This is a genomic window from Kitasatospora sp. NPDC005856 (assembly GCF_040629945.1).
Lineage (GTDB): Bacteria > Actinomycetota > Actinomycetes > Streptomycetales > Streptomycetaceae > Kitasatospora.
Genome location: NZ_JBEXWT010000001.1, coordinates 446,341 through 462,181, shown reverse-complemented (window position 1 = coordinate 462,181; position 15,841 = coordinate 446,341). Strand labels below are relative to the sequence as shown.

13 protein-coding genes are annotated in these 15,841 nt (G+C 73.7%); 10 read left to right on the top strand and 3 right to left on the bottom strand.

Annotated features, from left to right (window positions below):
• The first annotated feature begins 60 nt into the window (after nt 1–60).
• Nucleotides 61–690, top strand: a complete 630-nt coding sequence (ribA, locus tag ABZ449_RS01980; protein ID WP_360338480.1) for a GTP cyclohydrolase II — start codon at nt 61–63, stop codon at nt 688–690.
• Between the two features lie 47 nt (nt 691–737).
• Here ribA and ABZ449_RS01975 read toward each other — a convergent pair whose 3' ends face one another.
• The gene (locus ABZ449_RS01975; RefSeq protein WP_360338477.1) at nt 738–2,849 is read right to left on the bottom strand and encodes an EAL domain-containing protein; all 2,112 of its coding nucleotides are present in this window, start codon (nt 2,847–2,849) and stop codon (nt 738–740) included.
• Between the two features lie 163 nt (nt 2,850–3,012).
• Entirely contained in the window at nt 3,013–3,819 is an 807-nt protein-coding gene (locus tag ABZ449_RS01970; RefSeq protein WP_360338474.1) for an SAM-dependent methyltransferase, read from the bottom strand.
• Nucleotides 3,820–4,067: 248 nt separating this feature from the next.
• Between ABZ449_RS01970 and ABZ449_RS01965 the strand changes: the two genes are divergently transcribed.
• The 7 genes from ABZ449_RS01965 (at nt 4,068) to ABZ449_RS01935 (ending at nt 12,187) form a co-directional block, all read left to right on the top strand.
• Complete coding sequence (locus ABZ449_RS01965; RefSeq protein WP_360338471.1) at nt 4,068–4,565, top strand: SRPBCC family protein; 498 nt, start codon at nt 4,068–4,070, stop codon at nt 4,563–4,565.
• Between the two features lie 233 nt (nt 4,566–4,798).
• On the top strand, nt 4,799–5,848 hold the full coding sequence (locus tag ABZ449_RS01960; protein ID WP_360338468.1) for an aminotransferase class I/II-fold pyridoxal phosphate-dependent enzyme: 1,050 nt from the start codon (nt 4,799–4,801) through the stop codon (nt 5,846–5,848).
• A 192-nt stretch (nt 5,849–6,040) separates the two neighbouring features.
• Nucleotides 6,041–7,420, top strand: coding sequence for an ergothioneine biosynthesis glutamate--cysteine ligase EgtA (egtA, locus tag ABZ449_RS01955; RefSeq protein WP_360338808.1), 1,380 nt, complete (start codon nt 6,041–6,043; stop codon nt 7,418–7,420).
• Entirely contained in the window at nt 7,417–8,853 is a 1,437-nt protein-coding gene (gene egtB, locus ABZ449_RS01950) for an ergothioneine biosynthesis protein EgtB (protein WP_360338465.1), read from the top strand. Before egtA ends, egtB begins: the two co-directional genes overlap by 4 nt.
• Nucleotides 8,853–9,602, top strand: a complete 750-nt coding sequence (gene egtC, locus ABZ449_RS01945; protein ID WP_360338462.1) for an ergothioneine biosynthesis protein EgtC — start codon at nt 8,853–8,855, stop codon at nt 9,600–9,602. Before egtB ends, egtC begins: the two co-directional genes overlap by 1 nt.
• A gap of 45 nt (nt 9,603–9,647) precedes the next feature.
• Nucleotides 9,648–10,619: an L-histidine N(alpha)-methyltransferase gene (egtD, locus tag ABZ449_RS01940; RefSeq protein ID WP_360338459.1), complete on the top strand. Its 972-nt coding sequence runs from the start codon at nt 9,648–9,650 to the stop codon at nt 10,617–10,619.
• A 143-nt stretch (nt 10,620–10,762) separates the two neighbouring features.
• Nucleotides 10,763–12,187 carry a sugar porter family MFS transporter gene (locus ABZ449_RS01935; protein ID WP_360338456.1) on the top strand — a complete coding sequence of 475 codons (1,425 nt, stop codon included), beginning with the start codon at nt 10,763–10,765 and terminating at the stop codon, nt 12,185–12,187.
• A gap of 205 nt (nt 12,188–12,392) precedes the next feature.
• On the opposite strand, the gene ABZ449_RS01930 is transcribed toward ABZ449_RS01935, so the two are convergent.
• A complete protein-coding gene (locus ABZ449_RS01930) occupies nt 12,393–13,121 on the bottom strand; it encodes a TetR/AcrR family transcriptional regulator (protein ID WP_360338453.1) in 729 nt (242 codons plus the stop codon).
• A gap of 171 nt (nt 13,122–13,292) precedes the next feature.
• Here ABZ449_RS01930 and ABZ449_RS01925 point away from each other — a divergent pair, with 171 nt between their 5' ends.
• Both ABZ449_RS01925 and ABZ449_RS01920 read left to right on the top strand, forming a co-directional pair.
• Complete coding sequence (locus tag ABZ449_RS01925; protein ID WP_360338450.1) at nt 13,293–14,483, top strand: acyl-CoA dehydrogenase family protein; 1,191 nt, start codon at nt 13,293–13,295, stop codon at nt 14,481–14,483.
• Between the two features lie 95 nt (nt 14,484–14,578).
• A complete protein-coding gene (locus ABZ449_RS01920; protein WP_360338447.1) occupies nt 14,579–15,778 on the top strand; it encodes an acetyl-CoA C-acyltransferase in 1,200 nt (399 codons plus the stop codon).
• Nucleotides 15,779–15,841: the final 63 nt, after the last annotated feature.

Genomic DNA, 15,841 nt, shown 5'->3' with positions numbered 1-15,841 from the left:
GGTCCGGTCGAACCCGCCCGGTTCGTCCCGGTCCACCCCCCGACCCTCGGAGGCCCACCCATGCCGCAGCCCGGCTCCGCCACGGTGCGCTCGCGCGTGCGCATCCCGCTGACCTTCCCCGACGGCTACCGCGCCGAGGCGGAGACCTTCACCTTCCACGGCCTCTCCGACGGCGCCGAACACCTGGCGCTCGCGCTCGGCACGGTCCCCGAGGGCGGGACCCCGCTGGTGCGACTGCACTCCGAGTGCCTGACCGGCGACGTCTTCGGCTCGGACCGCTGCGACTGCGGGCCGCAGCTGCGCGAGTCGGTGGAGCGGATCAGCGAGGCCGGCGGCTACCTGCTCTACCTGCGGCAGGAGGGCCGCGGCATCGGGCTCTACAACAAGCTGGACGCCTACGCCCTCCAGGACTCCGGCCTGGACACGTACGACGCCAACACCGCGCTCGGCCTGCCCGAGGACGGCCGGAACTACGGCGCGGCCGCCCAGATGCTCGCCGCGCTCGGCACCACGGACATCGACCTGCTGAGCAACAACCCGGACAAGGCGGCGCAGCTGGCCGAGCTGGGGATCACCGTGCGACACCGGGTGCCGACGGGCGTGCACCTGTCGGCCAGCAACGTCCGCTACCTGCGGGCGAAGGTGGAGCGGACGGGGCACTCGATCGAGCTCTCCCGGCTGGTCGGCTGAGCAGCGGCGGGCGACTGGCGAGAGCCGGCAACCGAGCTCCCCCGGCGCTAGCCGACCGGGCGCCCCGCCGGCTCCTCCACGATCCGCCGGGCGATCTCCTCGGGCCGCACCGGGCGTCCGAAGTGCCACCCCTGCGCCCAGTCGCAGCCGATGGTCCGCAGCCGCTCCGCGTCCCGGCGGGTCTCCACGCCCTCGGCGGTGACGTTCAGACCGAGCGCGTGCGCCATCGACACCAGTCCGCTGACGATCCGCCAGCCGGTGGACTCGTCCTTCCCCGGTTCGTGCAGGTCGCCGACGAAGGAGCCGGCGATCTTCAGCCCGGAGACCGGCAGGTCGCGCAGGTAGGCGAGGTTGGACCAGCCGGTGCCGAAGTCGTCCACGGCCAGCGACACCCCGAGGTCGACCAGCCCGTGCAGGGTGCGCAGCGCCTCGTCCTCGGGCCCGACCACGGTCGACTCGGTGATCTCCAGCTGCAGCCGGGCCGGGTCCAGTCCGGTGCCGTCGAGGATCCGGCCGAGGTCGGTGACCAGCGCGGCACTGCGGGCCTGCCGGACCGCCAGGTTGACGTTGAGCTGCGGCGCGGCGTCGCCGTACCGCTTGATCCAGTCCGCGGCCTGGCCGCAGGCCTGTTCCAGCACCCAGCGGCCGAGCGGCATGATCAGCCCGGTCTCCTCGGCGGTGGTGACGAACTCGTCCGGGCCGAGCACGCCGAGCTGCGGGTGGCGCCAGCGCACCAGCGCCTCCACGGCGGCCAGCCGGCCGTCCGCGAGGCGGTAGAGCGGCTGGTAATCGATGAAGAACTCGCCGCGGTCGAGGGCCGCGGGCATCCGCACCGACACCGCGTAGCGGCTGACCGCGCGGGCGTTCTCCTTGGGGTCGAACAGCGTCCAGCGGCCGCGGCCGGCCTCCTTGGCGCGGTACAGGGTGAGGTCGGCGGCGCGGACGGCGGCGCCCGGGGTGGTGGTGGACACCCGCCGCTCCAGCACGCCGACGCTGGCGCCGACGGCGAGCTTGTGGTCGCCGATCAGCACCGGCCCGGAGAGCGCCTTGAGCACGGTCTTCGCGGCGGCCACCGCCTCCTGCTCGCCCCGGCACCTCTCCAGCAGGACGACGAACTCGTCACCGCCGAGCCGGGCCACCAGGTGGCCGAGCGGGCTGAGGGCGGCCTTCAGCCGGGCGGCGACGGCGGACAGCAGCTGGTCGCCCATGTCGTGGCCGAGGCTGTCGTTGACGATCTTGAAACCGTCGAGGTCGACGTAGCAGAGGCCGAAGCGGGCGCCCGGCTCGGGCTCCTCGAACAGCTTCTCCAGCCGCTCGAAGAAGGCCGCGCGGTTGGGCAGGCCGGTCAGCGGGTCGTGGGTGGCCTGGTGGCGCAGCCGCTCCTGGAGCCGGTAGCGGTCGGTGACGTCCTCCAGCATCGCGACCTGGTACTGCGGGGTGCCGTCGTCGTCGCGGATCAGCGAGACGGTCAGGTGGGTCCAGACCACCTCGCCGTCCTGGCGGTAGTACGGCTTGTCGAACTGGAAGTAGTCGCGCTTGCCGCTGATCAGCTCCTCGTACGCCTCCCACACGCCCGGGGTGTCCTCGGGGTGCACGAGGTCGTCGACCCGGCGCCCGACCATGTCGTCCGGGCCCGCGCCGAACAGCTCCTGCACGGCCTTGTTGACGGCCAGGATGTTGCCGTCGGTGTCACCGATGGCGATGCCGATCGCGGCGCTCTCGAACAGCGCCCGGAACCGGGCCTCGGAGGCACGCAGGGCCCGCTCGGCCTCCTTGCGGGCGGCGTCGGCGGCGGTGCGGATCGCCTCCTGCTCGATCAGCGTGCGCTCGCGCAGGGCGCCGGCCCAGCCGGCCGCGAAGGCGCCGGTCAGAGCCGGGCCGCGGTCGTCGTGGACGGGCTGCGCCTGGAGCAGCTCGACCGCCCGGGCCAGCAGGACCGGGTCGGTGAAGTGCGCGTCGACCAGCTCGGCGCCGGCCTGCGCGGCCAGCCGCGGCTCGAACGGGTCGTTCTCCTGGGCCCGGTGCAGCAGCGCGGCGGTGCGCGCGACCAGCCGGCCGAGCAGACCGGGGTGGACGGCGATGCCGTGGTCGGCGGAGAGCAGCCGGGCCCAGTCCTCGTGGAACCGCTCCGCGTTGCCGCGCCCCGGGGTGGTACTCATCTGCTGGACCTGGTTCCTCTGGTGTGCTCGCCGGCTCCGGCGGGCCCGGCGACGGCCGCTCGGCGGGTACGGCCGCCACCACCGCGACCGCTGCCACGCGTCCCGTGGGCGGGCGTACCGCCGACGGGCGTACGACCGCCGGTGCCCCGTCCGTCGCGTCCGCTCAAGGGCGGATCCCCACGCCCGCCACCCCGGCGATCCGCTCGGGGTGCTCGCCGACCGTCCCGGGCTGGTCCGGACGCCACAGCGGCAGGTGGACCACGCCCGGCTCGACCAGCTCGAAGCCGGAGAACATCGCGGTGATCTGCTCGTGGGTGCGCATGGTCAGCGGGGTCGGCGTCATCCGGTAGAGCTTCTGGTGGTCCTCCGCCTGGTCCGGGCGGCTCTCCAGGGCGGCGTGCGAGAGCACCAGCGCGCTGCCGGGCGGGAGGGCGTCACGGATCGTGCCGATCAGCTTCCACGGGTCCTCCTCGTCGCTGACGAAGTGGGCGACGGCGACCAGCAGCACGGCCACCGGCTCGCCGGCCGCCAGCAGCTCGGCGACCTCGGGGCGGGCCAGCAGGTCGGCCACGTCGCGCAGGTCGGCCTGGACGACGGCGCTGTCCGGGTCCCCCTCCAGCAGCAGGCGGCTGTGCGCGACGGCGACCGGGTCGCGGTCCACGTAGACGACCTTCGCCTCGGGGCGGATCTCGCGGGCGATCTCGTGCACCGCGCTGAAGGTCGGGATGCCGGAGCCGATGTCCAGGAAGCGGGTGACGCCCTGCTCGGCGAGGAAGGTCACGGCGCGGCGCAGGAAGGCGCGGTTGGCGCGCATGATCTGGGGCAGCTCCGGCCACAGGGCGATCGCCTTGCGGGCCATCTCCCGGTCGACCTCGAAGTTGTGCGAGCCCCCGAGGTAGTAGTCGTAGACCCGCGCGGCGTTCGGTTTGTCCAGGTCCGTACCCTCCGGTACCCAGCTCGGTCGCCGCATGCCTGTGACTCCTTCACTCCGGTTCTGGGACGGCAGCACCCGGGGGGCACTGCTGTGACTGTTGAGACTACAAGCACACAAGATCCTCCCCCGCACCCCGAACGCGTGCAAGCGGAGTGCACCGTTCCAACACGGCGAACCCCACCGGACCGCCCGCCATCCGGTTCGGACCGACGCCGTGAACCAACTCGGCAACGGTCCAACGCTGTTCGCCCCTGGGACCGGCCGGGCCCGACTAGGGTGGGGTGGTGGATCCCAACCACTACCGATTCCGGGGCGTCTGGCGGCTCGCGGCTCCGGCTCCCGCCGTGTACGCGGCACTGGAGGACGTGCGGAGCTACCCGCTGTGGTGGCCGGAGATCCGCGAGGTCCGGCCGACCGGCGAGGACCACGGGGACGTGGTGATCCGCGCCCTGCTGCCCTACCGACTGGTGGTCGGCCTCGTGGCGAGCCGGCGCGACCCGGTCGCCGGGGTGCTGGAGGTGATCATGCGGGGCGACCTGACCGGGTGGTCCCGGTTCACGGTGACGCCGGACGCGGCGGGCGGCGCGGGCGGCGCGGGCGGCGCGGGCAGCCGGGTGCTGTTCGAGGAGGACACCCGGCCCGGCAAGCCGCTGCTGCGCCGGCTCGCCCTGCCGCTGCACCCGCTGTTCCGGCTCAACCACGCGGTGATGATGCGCCGGGGGCGGCGGGGGCTCGCCGCCCACCTGGCGAACGACGGGCGACGGATGGCGGCGAACAGATGACGGACGACAGCTTTCAGCGAACAGATGACAGATTTCGAAATCTGTCATCTGTTCGCAGCACCCCCGACCTCGGACCTGGTCCCGATCCCGTCCTCGACCCCGCCCCCGGTCCCGTCCTCGACCCCGCCCTCGACCCCGATTTCGGGTTCGATTTCGGGTTCGACACCCCCTTCGACCGGACCGGCACCGGTAGCAGCAAGTGGGCCCGCGCGGACGCCCCCGGGGTGATCCCGATGGGCCTCGCCGACATGGACCTGCCCGGCCCGCCCGCCGTCGCCGAGGCGCTGGAGCGGCGCGCCCACCACCGCGCGTACGGCTACACGGTGTGCGACCCGGCCGGCCGCACCCTGGTGGCCGACTGGTACCGCGCCCGGCACGGCGCCGCGGTGGACCCGGACTGGGTCCTGCTGCTGCCCTGCGGCCCGCGCACCGCGCTGCGCATCCTGCTGGAGACGGCGAGGCCGCAGGCCCCCGTCCTCTTCCCCACCCCCGAATGGGGCGGTTTCGCCCAGCTCTGCCGCGCGGCCGGCCTCCCGTACCGCGCGCTGCCGCTCCACCTGGGCACGAACGGCTACCGCCTCCCACGCGGCCCGCTCCCCCGCCCCGCCGGCGCCGTACTGCTGAGCAACCCGCACAACCCCTCCGGAACCGTGTGGCCCATCGGCGCGGTGCGCGGTCTCGCCGCGTGGGCGGCCGAGAGCGGCGCGCTGCTGGTCTCGGACGAGGTGCACGGCGACCTCACCCACCCCGGCCGCGCCCACCCCGTCGCCGTCACCACCGCCGACCCGGAGCACCGGTCCCACGTCGTCACCCTCAACTCCGTCGGCAAGACCTTCAACTGCTCCGGCGTTCCCAGCAGTTTCGCCCTCGTCCCCGACCCGGTGCTGCGCACCCGGTTCACCGAGGCACTGGCCGGCTACGGCCTCTGGGAGGGCGGTCTGCTGGAGCAGACCGTGCAGCGGGCGGCACTGCGCGAGGGCGGCCCGTGGCTGGACGCGCTGCTCGCCCACCTGGCCGCCGCCCGCACCCGGCTGACCGACCGGCTCGGGCCCGCCGTCCGCTCCGCCCCGCGCGCCTCCTACCTGCTCTGGCTGGACGCCGCCGCGCTCGGCCTGCCGCCCGCCGACGCCCGCCGGGCGCTGCTGGAGCGCTGCGCACTGGAGGCCTCCGACGGTGCCGAGTTCGGCCCCGGCGGGCAGGGTTCGCTGCGCCTGAACTACGCCCTTCCGGGGCCGGTGCTCAGCACCGTCCTGCGGCGGCTGGAGCGACTGGAACGCCCGTGACCCCGGCACATGCCCGGGCCGGATCCGGCCCGGGCCCGGCCCGTCGAGCGCCCGGAAGACCCCGCCCTCACCCGTTCGCCACACCGCCGACCTGCGAAAACGAACGTTCACGCGATATTTGCGGGGCGCCCCCGCATGCTCCGTAGCAGACTGGGCAGGGTAGACCGGGCCGCAATCGTGATCCCGAGGATGGTGAGTCCGGTGATACCGGTATCCCGCACCACTCCGCCCGACCGGCAGAGCACGCCACCACCCCCGCCGGGGGTGACCCCGTTGACCGAATCGGGGGCGCGCAGCCACGTGTCGGGCGTCTGCTTCAAGATCGGACCCCCCCGCCTGGTGGGGGTGGAAGTCGAGTGGTTCGTCCATGACGATCGATGTCCCACCCGGCCCGTACGGCCGGAACTGCTCCACGCCGCACTGGATTCGCTGCCTCTCGGCGGCCCGGACGGCGCCTCGCTCCCCTCTGGTTCGCGCCTCACGCTCGAACCCGGCGGACAGGTCGAGCTCAGCTCCCCGCCCGCCACCGGCCTCCTGGCCTGCGTCGAGGACACCCGACGCGATCTGACCGCCCTGCGGGCCGCCTTCGCGGCGCAGGGCCTTCGACTCACCGGCACCGGGACGGACCCACTGGCCCGCCCCCGACGGATGGTGCTGGACCACCCCCGCTACCTCGCGATGGAGCACTTCTTCGACTCCGCCGGGCCCTGGGGCCGGATCATGATGACCGGTACCGCGTCGGTGCAGGTGTGCCTGGACGCCGGCGAAACGGACGGTCCGCACGCGGTGGAGCGCCGCTGGCGGCTGTCCCACCTGTTGGGCCCGGTACTGGTCGCCGCCTTCGCCAACTCACCGATCCTGGACGGCAGTCCGACCGGTCACCGGTCCACCCGACAGACCGTCTGGTCCCGGATGGACCCCACCCGCACGCTCGCCCCGGAGCCGGACCACGGCGATCCGCGCGAGGCGTGGGCGCAGTACGTGCTGGACGCCCAGGTGCTGTGCGTGCGAAGGCCCGAGGGCCTTCCCTGGACGGCCCCGGCCGGGCTGACCTTCCGCGACTGGATCCGCGGCGCGGGCGAACGCCCGCCCACGCTCGACGACTTGGAATACCACCGCACCACCCTCTTCCCGCCGGTGCGCCCGCGCGGCCACCTGGAGCTGCGGATGATCGACGCCCAGCCCGGGGACGGCTGGGTGGTGGTCGCCGCGCTGGTCACCGCGCTGCTGGAGGACCCGGTGGCCGCCGAGGCCGCGCTGGCCGCACTGGAGCCGCTGGACTCCCTCGACCGGCGGGAGGGAGCGGACGGTCCGCGCCCGCCGCGCAGCGAGGTCTGGCGCCGCGCCGCCACCCTGGCGATGGCCGACCCCGAACTGCGCCGCGCCGCCCTCGCCTGCTTCGCGGCCGCCGACGCCGCACTGGGCCGCCTGCCCGGTGCCGGGCGGCTGCGCACCGCCGTCGCGGAGTTCGCCGAGCGCTACCCCGCGCGCGGCCGCTGCCCGGCCGACGACCAGCTGGACGCCCTGCGCTCCGGCACCCGACGCACTCCCCCGGAGGAGGCCGCACCATGACCGACGTCCGACCCCACGGGGGCACCGGGGCAGCCGGCTCCGACCGCACCGACGCCCCGACCGAGAACAACGGCACCGAAGGCAACGGCACTGCCGTGATCGACGCCGGCACGATCGGCAGCATCGGCACCGAGGCGCTGCGCGAGAGCATCGCCACCGAGCTGCTGGCCGCCCGCGCCCGCACCGCCGCGCTGACCGACTGCGTCGAGGACGGCGATCTCACCGCCCAGCACTCCCCGCTGATGTCCCCGCTGGTCTGGGACCTCGCACACATCGGCAACCAGGAGGAGCTCTGGCTGCTGCGCAACGTCGGCGGCCGCGACCCGATGCACCCCGAGATCGATCCGCTCTACGACGCCTTCCAGCACCCCCGCGCCGAGCGCCCCAGCCTGCCGCTGCTGCCGCCCGCCGAGGCCCGTGCCTACGCCCACGAGGTGCGCGGCCGGGTGCTCGACCTGCTGGCCGCCAGCCCGCTGGAGGGTGCACCGCTGCTGGAGGCCGGCTTCGCGTTCGGGATGATCGCCCAGCACGAGCAGCAGCACGACGAGACCATGCTGATCACCCACCAGCTCCGCAGGGGCGAGCCGGCCCTGGTCGCTCCCCCACCGCCGCCCGCGCCCGCCGACGTGGCCACCCTGCCCGCCGAAGTCCTCATCCCGGCAGGGCCGTTCACCATGGGCACGGACACCGAGCCGTGGGCACTGGACAACGAGCGCCCGGCGCACACCGTCGACCTGCCGGCCTTCCTGCTGGACACCACTCCGGTCACCAACGCCGCCTACCAGCGGTTCATCGCGGACGGCGGCTACGACGACCCGCGCTGGTGGACGCCGGAGGGTTGGGAGCACCGCCGGCGCGCCGACCTGAGCGCCCCGCTCTTCTGGCGCCACCAGGACGGCCAGTGGCTGCGCCGACGCTTCGGCACCGTCGCACCGGTCGAACCGAACGAGCCGGTCCTGCACGTCAGTTGGTACGAGGCGGACGCGTACGCCCGATGGGCCGGACGGCGACTGCCGACCGAGGCCGAGTGGGAGAAGGCGGCCCGGCACGACCCGGCCACCGGCCGCTCCCGCCGCTACCCCTGGGGCGACGGGCCGCCCGGCCCCGAGCACGCCAACCTCGGGCAGCGCCACCTGCGACCGGCCGGGGCCGGAAGCTATCCGAAGGGCCAGTCCGCTTACGGTGTAAGGCAGTTGATCGGCGACGTGTGGGAGTGGACGGCCAGCGACTTCCGCTCCTACCCGGGCTTCCGGGCCTGGCCGTACGAGGAGTACTCGGAGGTGTTCTTCGGCCCCGAGTACAAGGTGCTGCGCGGCGGCTGCTTCGCGGTGGCGCCGGTCGCCTGTCGGGGCACGTTCCGCAACTGGGACTACCCGATCCGGCGGCAGATCTTCGCCGGGTTCCGCACCGCGCGCGATCTGGAGCCGGCCTGATGTGCCGTCACATCGCCTATCTGGGCGAGCTGTTGGCACCGAGGGAACTACTGGTGCACCCGCCGTTCGGGCTGTACCGGCAGTCCTGGGCGCCCCGGGTCCAGCAGTACGGCACGGTCAACGCGGACGGCTTCGGCCTCGGCTGGTACGCGGACGGCGACGAGGTGCCCGCCCGCTACCGCCGAACCGGGCCGATCTGGGCGGACGAGACCTTCGCCGACCTCGCCCGGGTGGTCCGCACCCGGGCGCTGCTGGCCGCCGTCCGCTCCGCCACCGAGGGATGCGCGGCGGGCGAGGGCGCGGCCGCGCCGTTCGCCGCCGAGCGCTGGCTGTTCAGCCACAACGGCGCGGTGGCGGGCTGGCCCGGAAAGCTGGACGCCCTGGCGGCGCTGCTGCCCCCGGCCGAGCTGCTGGACCTGGAGGCGCGCACCGACTCGGCGCTGCTGTGGGCGCTCACCCTGCACCGGCTGCGGGCCGGCGCGGGGCTCGGCGAGGCGCTGGCGGGCACCGTCGCGGACGTCTCCGCGCACACCACCGGCCGGCTCAACCTGCTGCTCACCGACGGCACCGCGATCGCCGCGACCACCTGGGGCGACACCCTGTACCACCGCGCCCTGCCGGGCCTCGGCACGGTGGTGGCCTCCGAGCCGTACGACGACGCGCCGGGCTGGACTCCCGTCCCGGACGGTTCGCTGCTGCTGGCGGACGCGCGCGGCCTCACCGTGAACGCTCTCCCCGGTCGCGACTGACCCTCCACTTTCCCTTCATCTTCTGAACAGAGGAACCACCCTGTCATGGACACCTTCGAACTCACCCGACTGCTGCCCGCCGACCACTTCAGCACCGCGCTGCACCACGACGTGCAGCACGGGCTGACCTCGCAGCCCAAGTGGCTGCCGCCGAAGTGGTTCTACGACGCGCGGGGCAGCGAGCTGTTCGAGGAGATCACCCGGCTGCCCGAGTACTACCCGACCCGCGCGGAGCGGGCCATCCTGACCGCCCGGGCCGGCGAGATCGCCGCCGCCACCGGGGCCCGCACCCTGGTCGAACTGGGCTCCGGCTCCTCCGAGAAGACCCGGCTGCTGCTGGACGCCCTGCGCGCGCTCGGCACCCTGGAGACGTACGTCCCGGTGGACGTCAGCGAGAGCGCGCTGACCGCGGCCGGCGCCGCGCTCGCCGCCGAGTACCCCGGGCTCGCGGTGCACGGCGTGCTCGCCGACTTCACCGCCCGGCTCGGACTGCCGCCGGAGGGCGGCCCGCGCCTGGTCGCCTTCCTCGGCGGCACCCTGGGCAACCTGCTGCCCCTGGAGCGCGCGGCCTTCCTGCGCGGCCTGCGCGCCGCCCTCGACCCGGGCGACTTCCTGCTGCTCGGGACCGACCTGGTCAAGGACCCGGCGGTGCTGGTCGCCGCCTACGACGACTCCGCCGGGGTGACCGCCGAGTTCAACCGGAACGTGCTGAACGTGCTCAACCGCGAACTGGGCGCCGACTTCGACCCGGACGCCTTCGAGCACGTCGCGCTCTGGGACGCCGAGCAGGAGTGGATCGAGATGCGGCTCCGCTCGCTGCGCTCGCAGACCGTGAAGATCCCCGCCCTGGACCTGCCGGTGCACTTCGCCCGGGGCGAGGAGCTGCGCACCGAGGTGTCGGCCAAGTTCCGCCGGGAGCGGGTGGCCCGGGAGCTGGCGGCGGCCGGGCTGCGGCTGAGCCACTGGTGGACCGATCCCCAGGGCCGGTTCGGGCTCTCCCTGGCCTCCCCGGCCTGACGGCACACCCGAGCGGCCCAATTTGCTTGTTCACCTTACGAATTCTCAGAGCAAAACTTGAGGGTCCTGGTGTACAAGTCTTAAACGAATAGGGGTTACGATCTCGGCTACCGAGCTCAGCGTTGAGTACCAGGAGTCAGATCGTGAGCGTCACCCAGAAGCCCTCCGGGGCGGTCGAGGCCCCCGCGCCCGGCCGCCTCGGCTTCGTCGTCTTCATCACCGCGGCAGCGGCCCTCGGCGGTTTCCTGTTCGGCTACGACAGCTCCGTGATCAACGGCGCCGTCTCCGGGATCCAGGAGAAGTTCGGCGTCGGCAGCGGCGTGACCGGCCTGATCGTCTCCTCGGCGCTGCTGGGCTCGGCGATCGGCGCCGCGTTCGCCGGACGGTTCGCCGACCGGTACGGCCGCATCAAGGTCATGAAGGCGGGCGCGCTGATGTTCGCGGTCAGCGCGGTCGGCTCCATGCTGCCGTTCTCCGCCTGGGACCTCGCGCTCTGGCGCGTCCTCGGCGGCGCGGCCATCGGCATCGCCTCGGTGATCGCCCCGACCTACATCGCCGAGGTCGCGCCGACCAAGTACCGGGGCCGGCTGGCCTCCTTCCAGCAGGCCGCGATCGTGCTCGGCATCGCGATATCCCAGCTGGTCAACTGGGTGCTGGCACAGGCGGCCGGCGGTGACACCCGCGGCCAGCTGCTCGGGCTGGAGGCCTGGCAGTGGATGCTCGGCATCTGCGTCGTCCCAGCCGTGGTCTACTTCGTGCTCTCCTCCGTCATCCCCGAGTCCCCGCGCTACCTGATCCAGGCCGGGCGCCTGGACGACGCCCGCAAGGTGCTCGCCGAGGTCGAGGGCGAGGGCGTGGACACCGACGCCCGGATCGCCGAGGTCCAGGCACTGATCGCCTCCGACCACCGCCCGCGCTTCCGCGACCTGCTCGGCGGCCGCTTCGGTCTGCTCCCCATCGTCTGGGTGGGCATCGGCCTGTCGGTCTTCCAGCAGCTGGTCGGCATCAACGTGATCTTCTACTACTCGTCGATCCTGTGGCAGTCGGTCGGCATCGACCAGGGCAACTCGCTGCTGATCAGCTTCGTCGGCTCGGTGATCAACATCCTCGGCACCGTGATCGCGATCGTGCTGGTCGACCGGATCGGCCGCAAGCCGCTCGCCCTGATCGGCTCGGCCGGCATGGCGGTCGCGCTCGGCACGGCCGGCTGGGCCTTCTCCTCGGCCACCGGCAGCGGGGACAACCTCACCCTGCCCGACCTCCAGGGCACCGTCGCGCTGGTCGCCGCCAACGCCTTCGTGCTGTTCTTCGCGATGTCCTGGGGCGTGGTCGTCTGGGTGATGCTCGGCGAGATGTTCCCGAACCGGATCCGCGCCGCCGCGCTCTCCGTCGCCGCCTCCGCGCAGTGGATCGCCAACTGGGTGATCACCGTCTCGTTCCCGTCCATGTCGCGCTGGAACCTGTCGGCGACCTACCTGATCTACGCCGCCTTCGCGGCACTGTCCATCCTCTTCGTGGCGAGGTTCATGAAGGAGACCAAGGGCGTCCGGCTGGAGGACATGGGCTGATCCGCCCGTCGGACTCCCGGCCCCCGCACCCCCCGCGCGATCAGCGCGGAGGCGCGGGGGCCGAATCGTTTTCCGCAGGGCCGGGCTCGCGAGGCGGGCGTCACGAGGCGGAGCGTGGCAAGGCGGAGCGTGGCAACAGGTCAGCAGCGCTTCGCGCGGCGGAACGTTTCGACAGCGCCCGGTGAGGCGAGGCGTTCCTGCGGGCTCAGGACCGCTCGGCGAGCCGGGCGTAGCGCAGGGCGAGCCCGTCCAGCAGCGCCTCCAGCCCGGTCTCGAAGGCGCCCTCGTCCACCGTCCCCCGGTGGCCGGCCAGCCGGTGCGCCTCGCCGAGGTGCGGGTAGTCGGCCGCGTCGTAGACCTCGGCGTCCGCCGGGAAGCCGGCCGCGAAGGAGGCGAGCGCCGAGCCGGTGACGAAGTAGCGCATCAGCGCGCCGATCCTGGTCGCCTGTCCACGGGGCCACCCGGACTCGACCAGGTGGCCGAAGACCGCGTCGGCCAGCCGCAGCGCGTTCGGCCGGCGCCCGGGGCCCTGGGCCAGTACCGGGACGATGTTGGGGTGGGCGGCCAGCGCGGCGCGGTAGGAGCGCGCCCAGTCGCGCAGCGCCTCCGGCCAGGCGGTCCCGGCGGTCCGCACGCTTCCGGCGGCTCCGGCCGCCCGCGCGGCTCCGCCGGTCTCGGCGGCTCCGGCGGCTCCGGCGGCTCCGGCGGCGGTACCGAACATCGACAGGTCGACCTCGCCGATGACGCTGTCCACCACCGCGTCCAGCAGGTCGTCCTTGGTCGCGAAGTGGTTGTAGAGCGAGGGCCCGCTGACCGACAGCTCGGTGGCGAGTCGGCGGGTGGAGAGGGCGTCCAGTCCCTCGTCGTCGATCAGCCGCAGCGCGGCGGCGACGATGCGCTCGCGGCTGAGCAGCGGGGTGCGTGGACGGGCCATCGCGGCGGGGCCTCCGGTTCCTCCGGTCGGGTGTGCGGGGGACCGATTCTGGCAGGTGCCCCTTCCCAGCGCGGGCCGGGCGGGGCTACAGTCCCCCCATAAAACTTGCAGCGCTAGTTTAACGGGCCCGGCCCTCGCACCTGGCCCTGGACACCGGATTCGGGAGCCGCCGTGAACCTGGAGTTGTCCGAGGAGCAGAGCGCCGTCCGGGACCTCGCCGCCTCCTTCACCGACCGCGAGATCGTCCCGTACGCCGCCGAGTGGGACCGCGCCGAGTCCGTCGACCGCGCGATCATCGGCAAGCTGGCGAAGGTCGGCTTCCTCGGGCTGACCATCCCGGAGGAGTACGGCGGCAGCGGCGGCGACCACCTCGCGTACTGCCTCGTCCTGGAGGAGCTCGGGCGCGGCGACTCGGCCGTGCGCGGGATCGTCTCGGTCTCGCTCGGCCTGGTCGGCAAGTCGGTCAACGCCTTCGGCACCGAGGAGCAGAAGCGGCACTGGCTGCCCCGGCTCACCTCCGGCGAGGCCCTCGGCTGCTTCGCGCTCACCGAGCCGGGCACCGGATCGGACGCCGCCGAACTCACCACCCGGGCCGTCCGGGACGATGGGGGCACCTCCCGCTCGAAGAGTGGGGGAGACTGGCTGATCAGCGGCGCCAAGACCTTCATCACCAACGGCACCTGGGCCGACGTCGCCCTGGTCTTCGCCCGCACCGGCGGCGACGCACCCGAACAGCGGGGCCACCGGGGCATCACCGCCTTCCTCGTCCCCACCGACCTGCCCGGATTCACCCGCACCGAGATCCACGGCAAGCTGGGCCTGCGCGGCCAGGCCACCGCAGGGCTCACCTTCGAGGACGTCCGGGTGCCGGACAGCGCCCGGCTCGGCGAGGTCGGCAAGGGGTTCACGGTGGCGATGGCCGCGCTGGCCAAGGGCCGGATGTCGGTGGCGGCCGGCTGCGTCGGCATCGCCCGGGCCTGCCTGGAGGCCGCCGTCCGTTACGCGGGCGAGCGCGAGCAGTTCGGCAAGCCGATCGCCTCGCACCAGCTCGTCCAGGAGCTGCTGGCCGGCATCGCCGTGGACGTCGAGGCGGCCCGGCTGCTCACCTGGAAGGTCGCCGACCACATCGAGCGCGGCCTGCCGTTCGCCACCGAGTCCTCCGTCGCCAAGCTGTACGCCAGTGAGGCCGCCGTACGGGCCGCCAACAACGCGCTCCAGGTCTTCGGCGGCTACGGGTTCATCGACGAGTACCCGGTCGGCAAGTACCTGCGCGACGCGCGGGTGATGACCCTCTACGAGGGCACCAGCCAGATCCACCAGTTGCTCATCGGACGCGCCCTCACCGGCGTCAACGCCTTCTGAACCCGCCCACCGGCCCACCGCCCCGCCACCGGCACCGGCACCCCTGCCCCCGCCACGCTCTGCCCCGCCCCGCCCCCGACAAGGAGCCCGACGACGTGCGTCCCGTCTACTTCGCCGCCGCCCGCCGCACACCCATCGGCCGGCTGCGCGGTGCGCTCGCCACGGTCCGCCCGGACGACCTCTCGGCCACCGTGCTGCGCGCCCTGCTCACCGACGTACCCGCGCTCGACCCCGCCCGGATCGACGACGTCTACTGGGGCGCCGCCAACCAGGCCGGCGAGGACAACCGCAACGCCGCCCGGATGGCCGTCCTGCTGGCCGGCCTGCCGGAGACCGTCCCCGGAGCCACCGTCAACCGGCTCTGCGCCTCCGGCCTGGAGGCCGTCACCCTCGCCGCCCGGGCCATCGGCTCCGGCGAGGCGGACGTGGTGCTGGCCGGCGGCTGCGAGTCGATGACCCGCGCCCCCGTCGTCCTCCCCCGCCCGGACGAGGCGCTGCCGCACCGGATGGAGACCTTCGACACCCGGCTCGGCTGGCGGCTCACCAACCCGCGGATGGCCGAACTGCACGGCGTGCTCAGCATGGGCGAGACCGCCGAGGAGGTGGCCACCCGGTACGGCATCGGCCGGGAGCGCCAGGACGCCTTCGCGCTGCGCAGCCACCAGCGGGCCGGCGCCGCCCGCAAGGACGGGCACTTCGACGCCGAACTCGTCCCGGTGGAGCGGCCGGACGGGGTGACGGTGAGCCGGGACGAGGGCATCCGCGAGGACACCAGCCTGGCGAAGCTCGCCGGCCTCAAGCCGGTGTTCCGCGCCGGCGGCACGGTCACCGCCGGGAACGCCTCGCCGATGAACGACGGTGCGGCCGGCCTCGTCCTGGTCGGCGAGGAGGCGCTGCACGACCTCGGGCTCCAGCCGCTCGGCCGGTACGTGGCCGGTGCCTCGGCCGGGGTGCACCCGGACGTCATGGGCATCGGCCCGGTGCCGGCCACGGCGAAGGTGCTCGCGCGGTCCGGCTGGTCGCTCGCCGACCTGGACACCGCCGAGCTGAACGAGGCCTTCGCCGCCCAGGCACTCGCCTCCGCCGACGGCATCGGGTTCAGCCCGGAGCAGGCGGAGGAGGTGGTCAACCCCAGCGGCGGCGCGATCGCGCTCGGCCACCCCCTGGGCGGCTCCGGCGCCCGTATCCTCACCACCCTGCTGCACCGGATGCGCCGTACCGGTGCCCGGCGCGGCCTGGCCACCATGTGCGTGGGTGTCGGGCAGGGCACGGCCGTGCTGGTCGAGAACGTCTGACCACCTGCCGTCCGTCGATCGTCGACCGTCGACCGACCGTTCATTCATCGGCTGTTGTCGACT

Coding starts and splice junctions, on each gene's coding strand:
- ribA (WP_360338480.1), top strand. CDS start 61: ATGCCGCAGCCCGGCTCCGCCACGGTGCGCTCGCGCGTGCGCATCCCG.
- ABZ449_RS01975 (WP_360338477.1), bottom strand. CDS start 2,849: ATGAGTACCACCCCGGGGCGCGGCAACGCGGAGCGGTTCCACGAGGAC.
- ABZ449_RS01970 (WP_360338474.1), bottom strand. CDS start 3,819: ATGCGGCGACCGAGCTGGGTACCGGAGGGTACGGACCTGGACAAACCG.
- ABZ449_RS01960 (WP_360338468.1), top strand. CDS start 4,799: ATGGGCCTCGCCGACATGGACCTGCCCGGCCCGCCCGCCGTCGCCGAG.
- egtB (WP_360338465.1), top strand. CDS start 7,417: ATGACCGACGTCCGACCCCACGGGGGCACCGGGGCAGCCGGCTCCGAC.
- egtC (WP_360338462.1), top strand. CDS start 8,853: ATGTGCCGTCACATCGCCTATCTGGGCGAGCTGTTGGCACCGAGGGAA.
- egtD (WP_360338459.1), top strand. CDS start 9,648: ATGGACACCTTCGAACTCACCCGACTGCTGCCCGCCGACCACTTCAGC.
- ABZ449_RS01930 (WP_360338453.1), bottom strand. CDS start 13,121: ATGGCCCGTCCACGCACCCCGCTGCTCAGCCGCGAGCGCATCGTCGCC.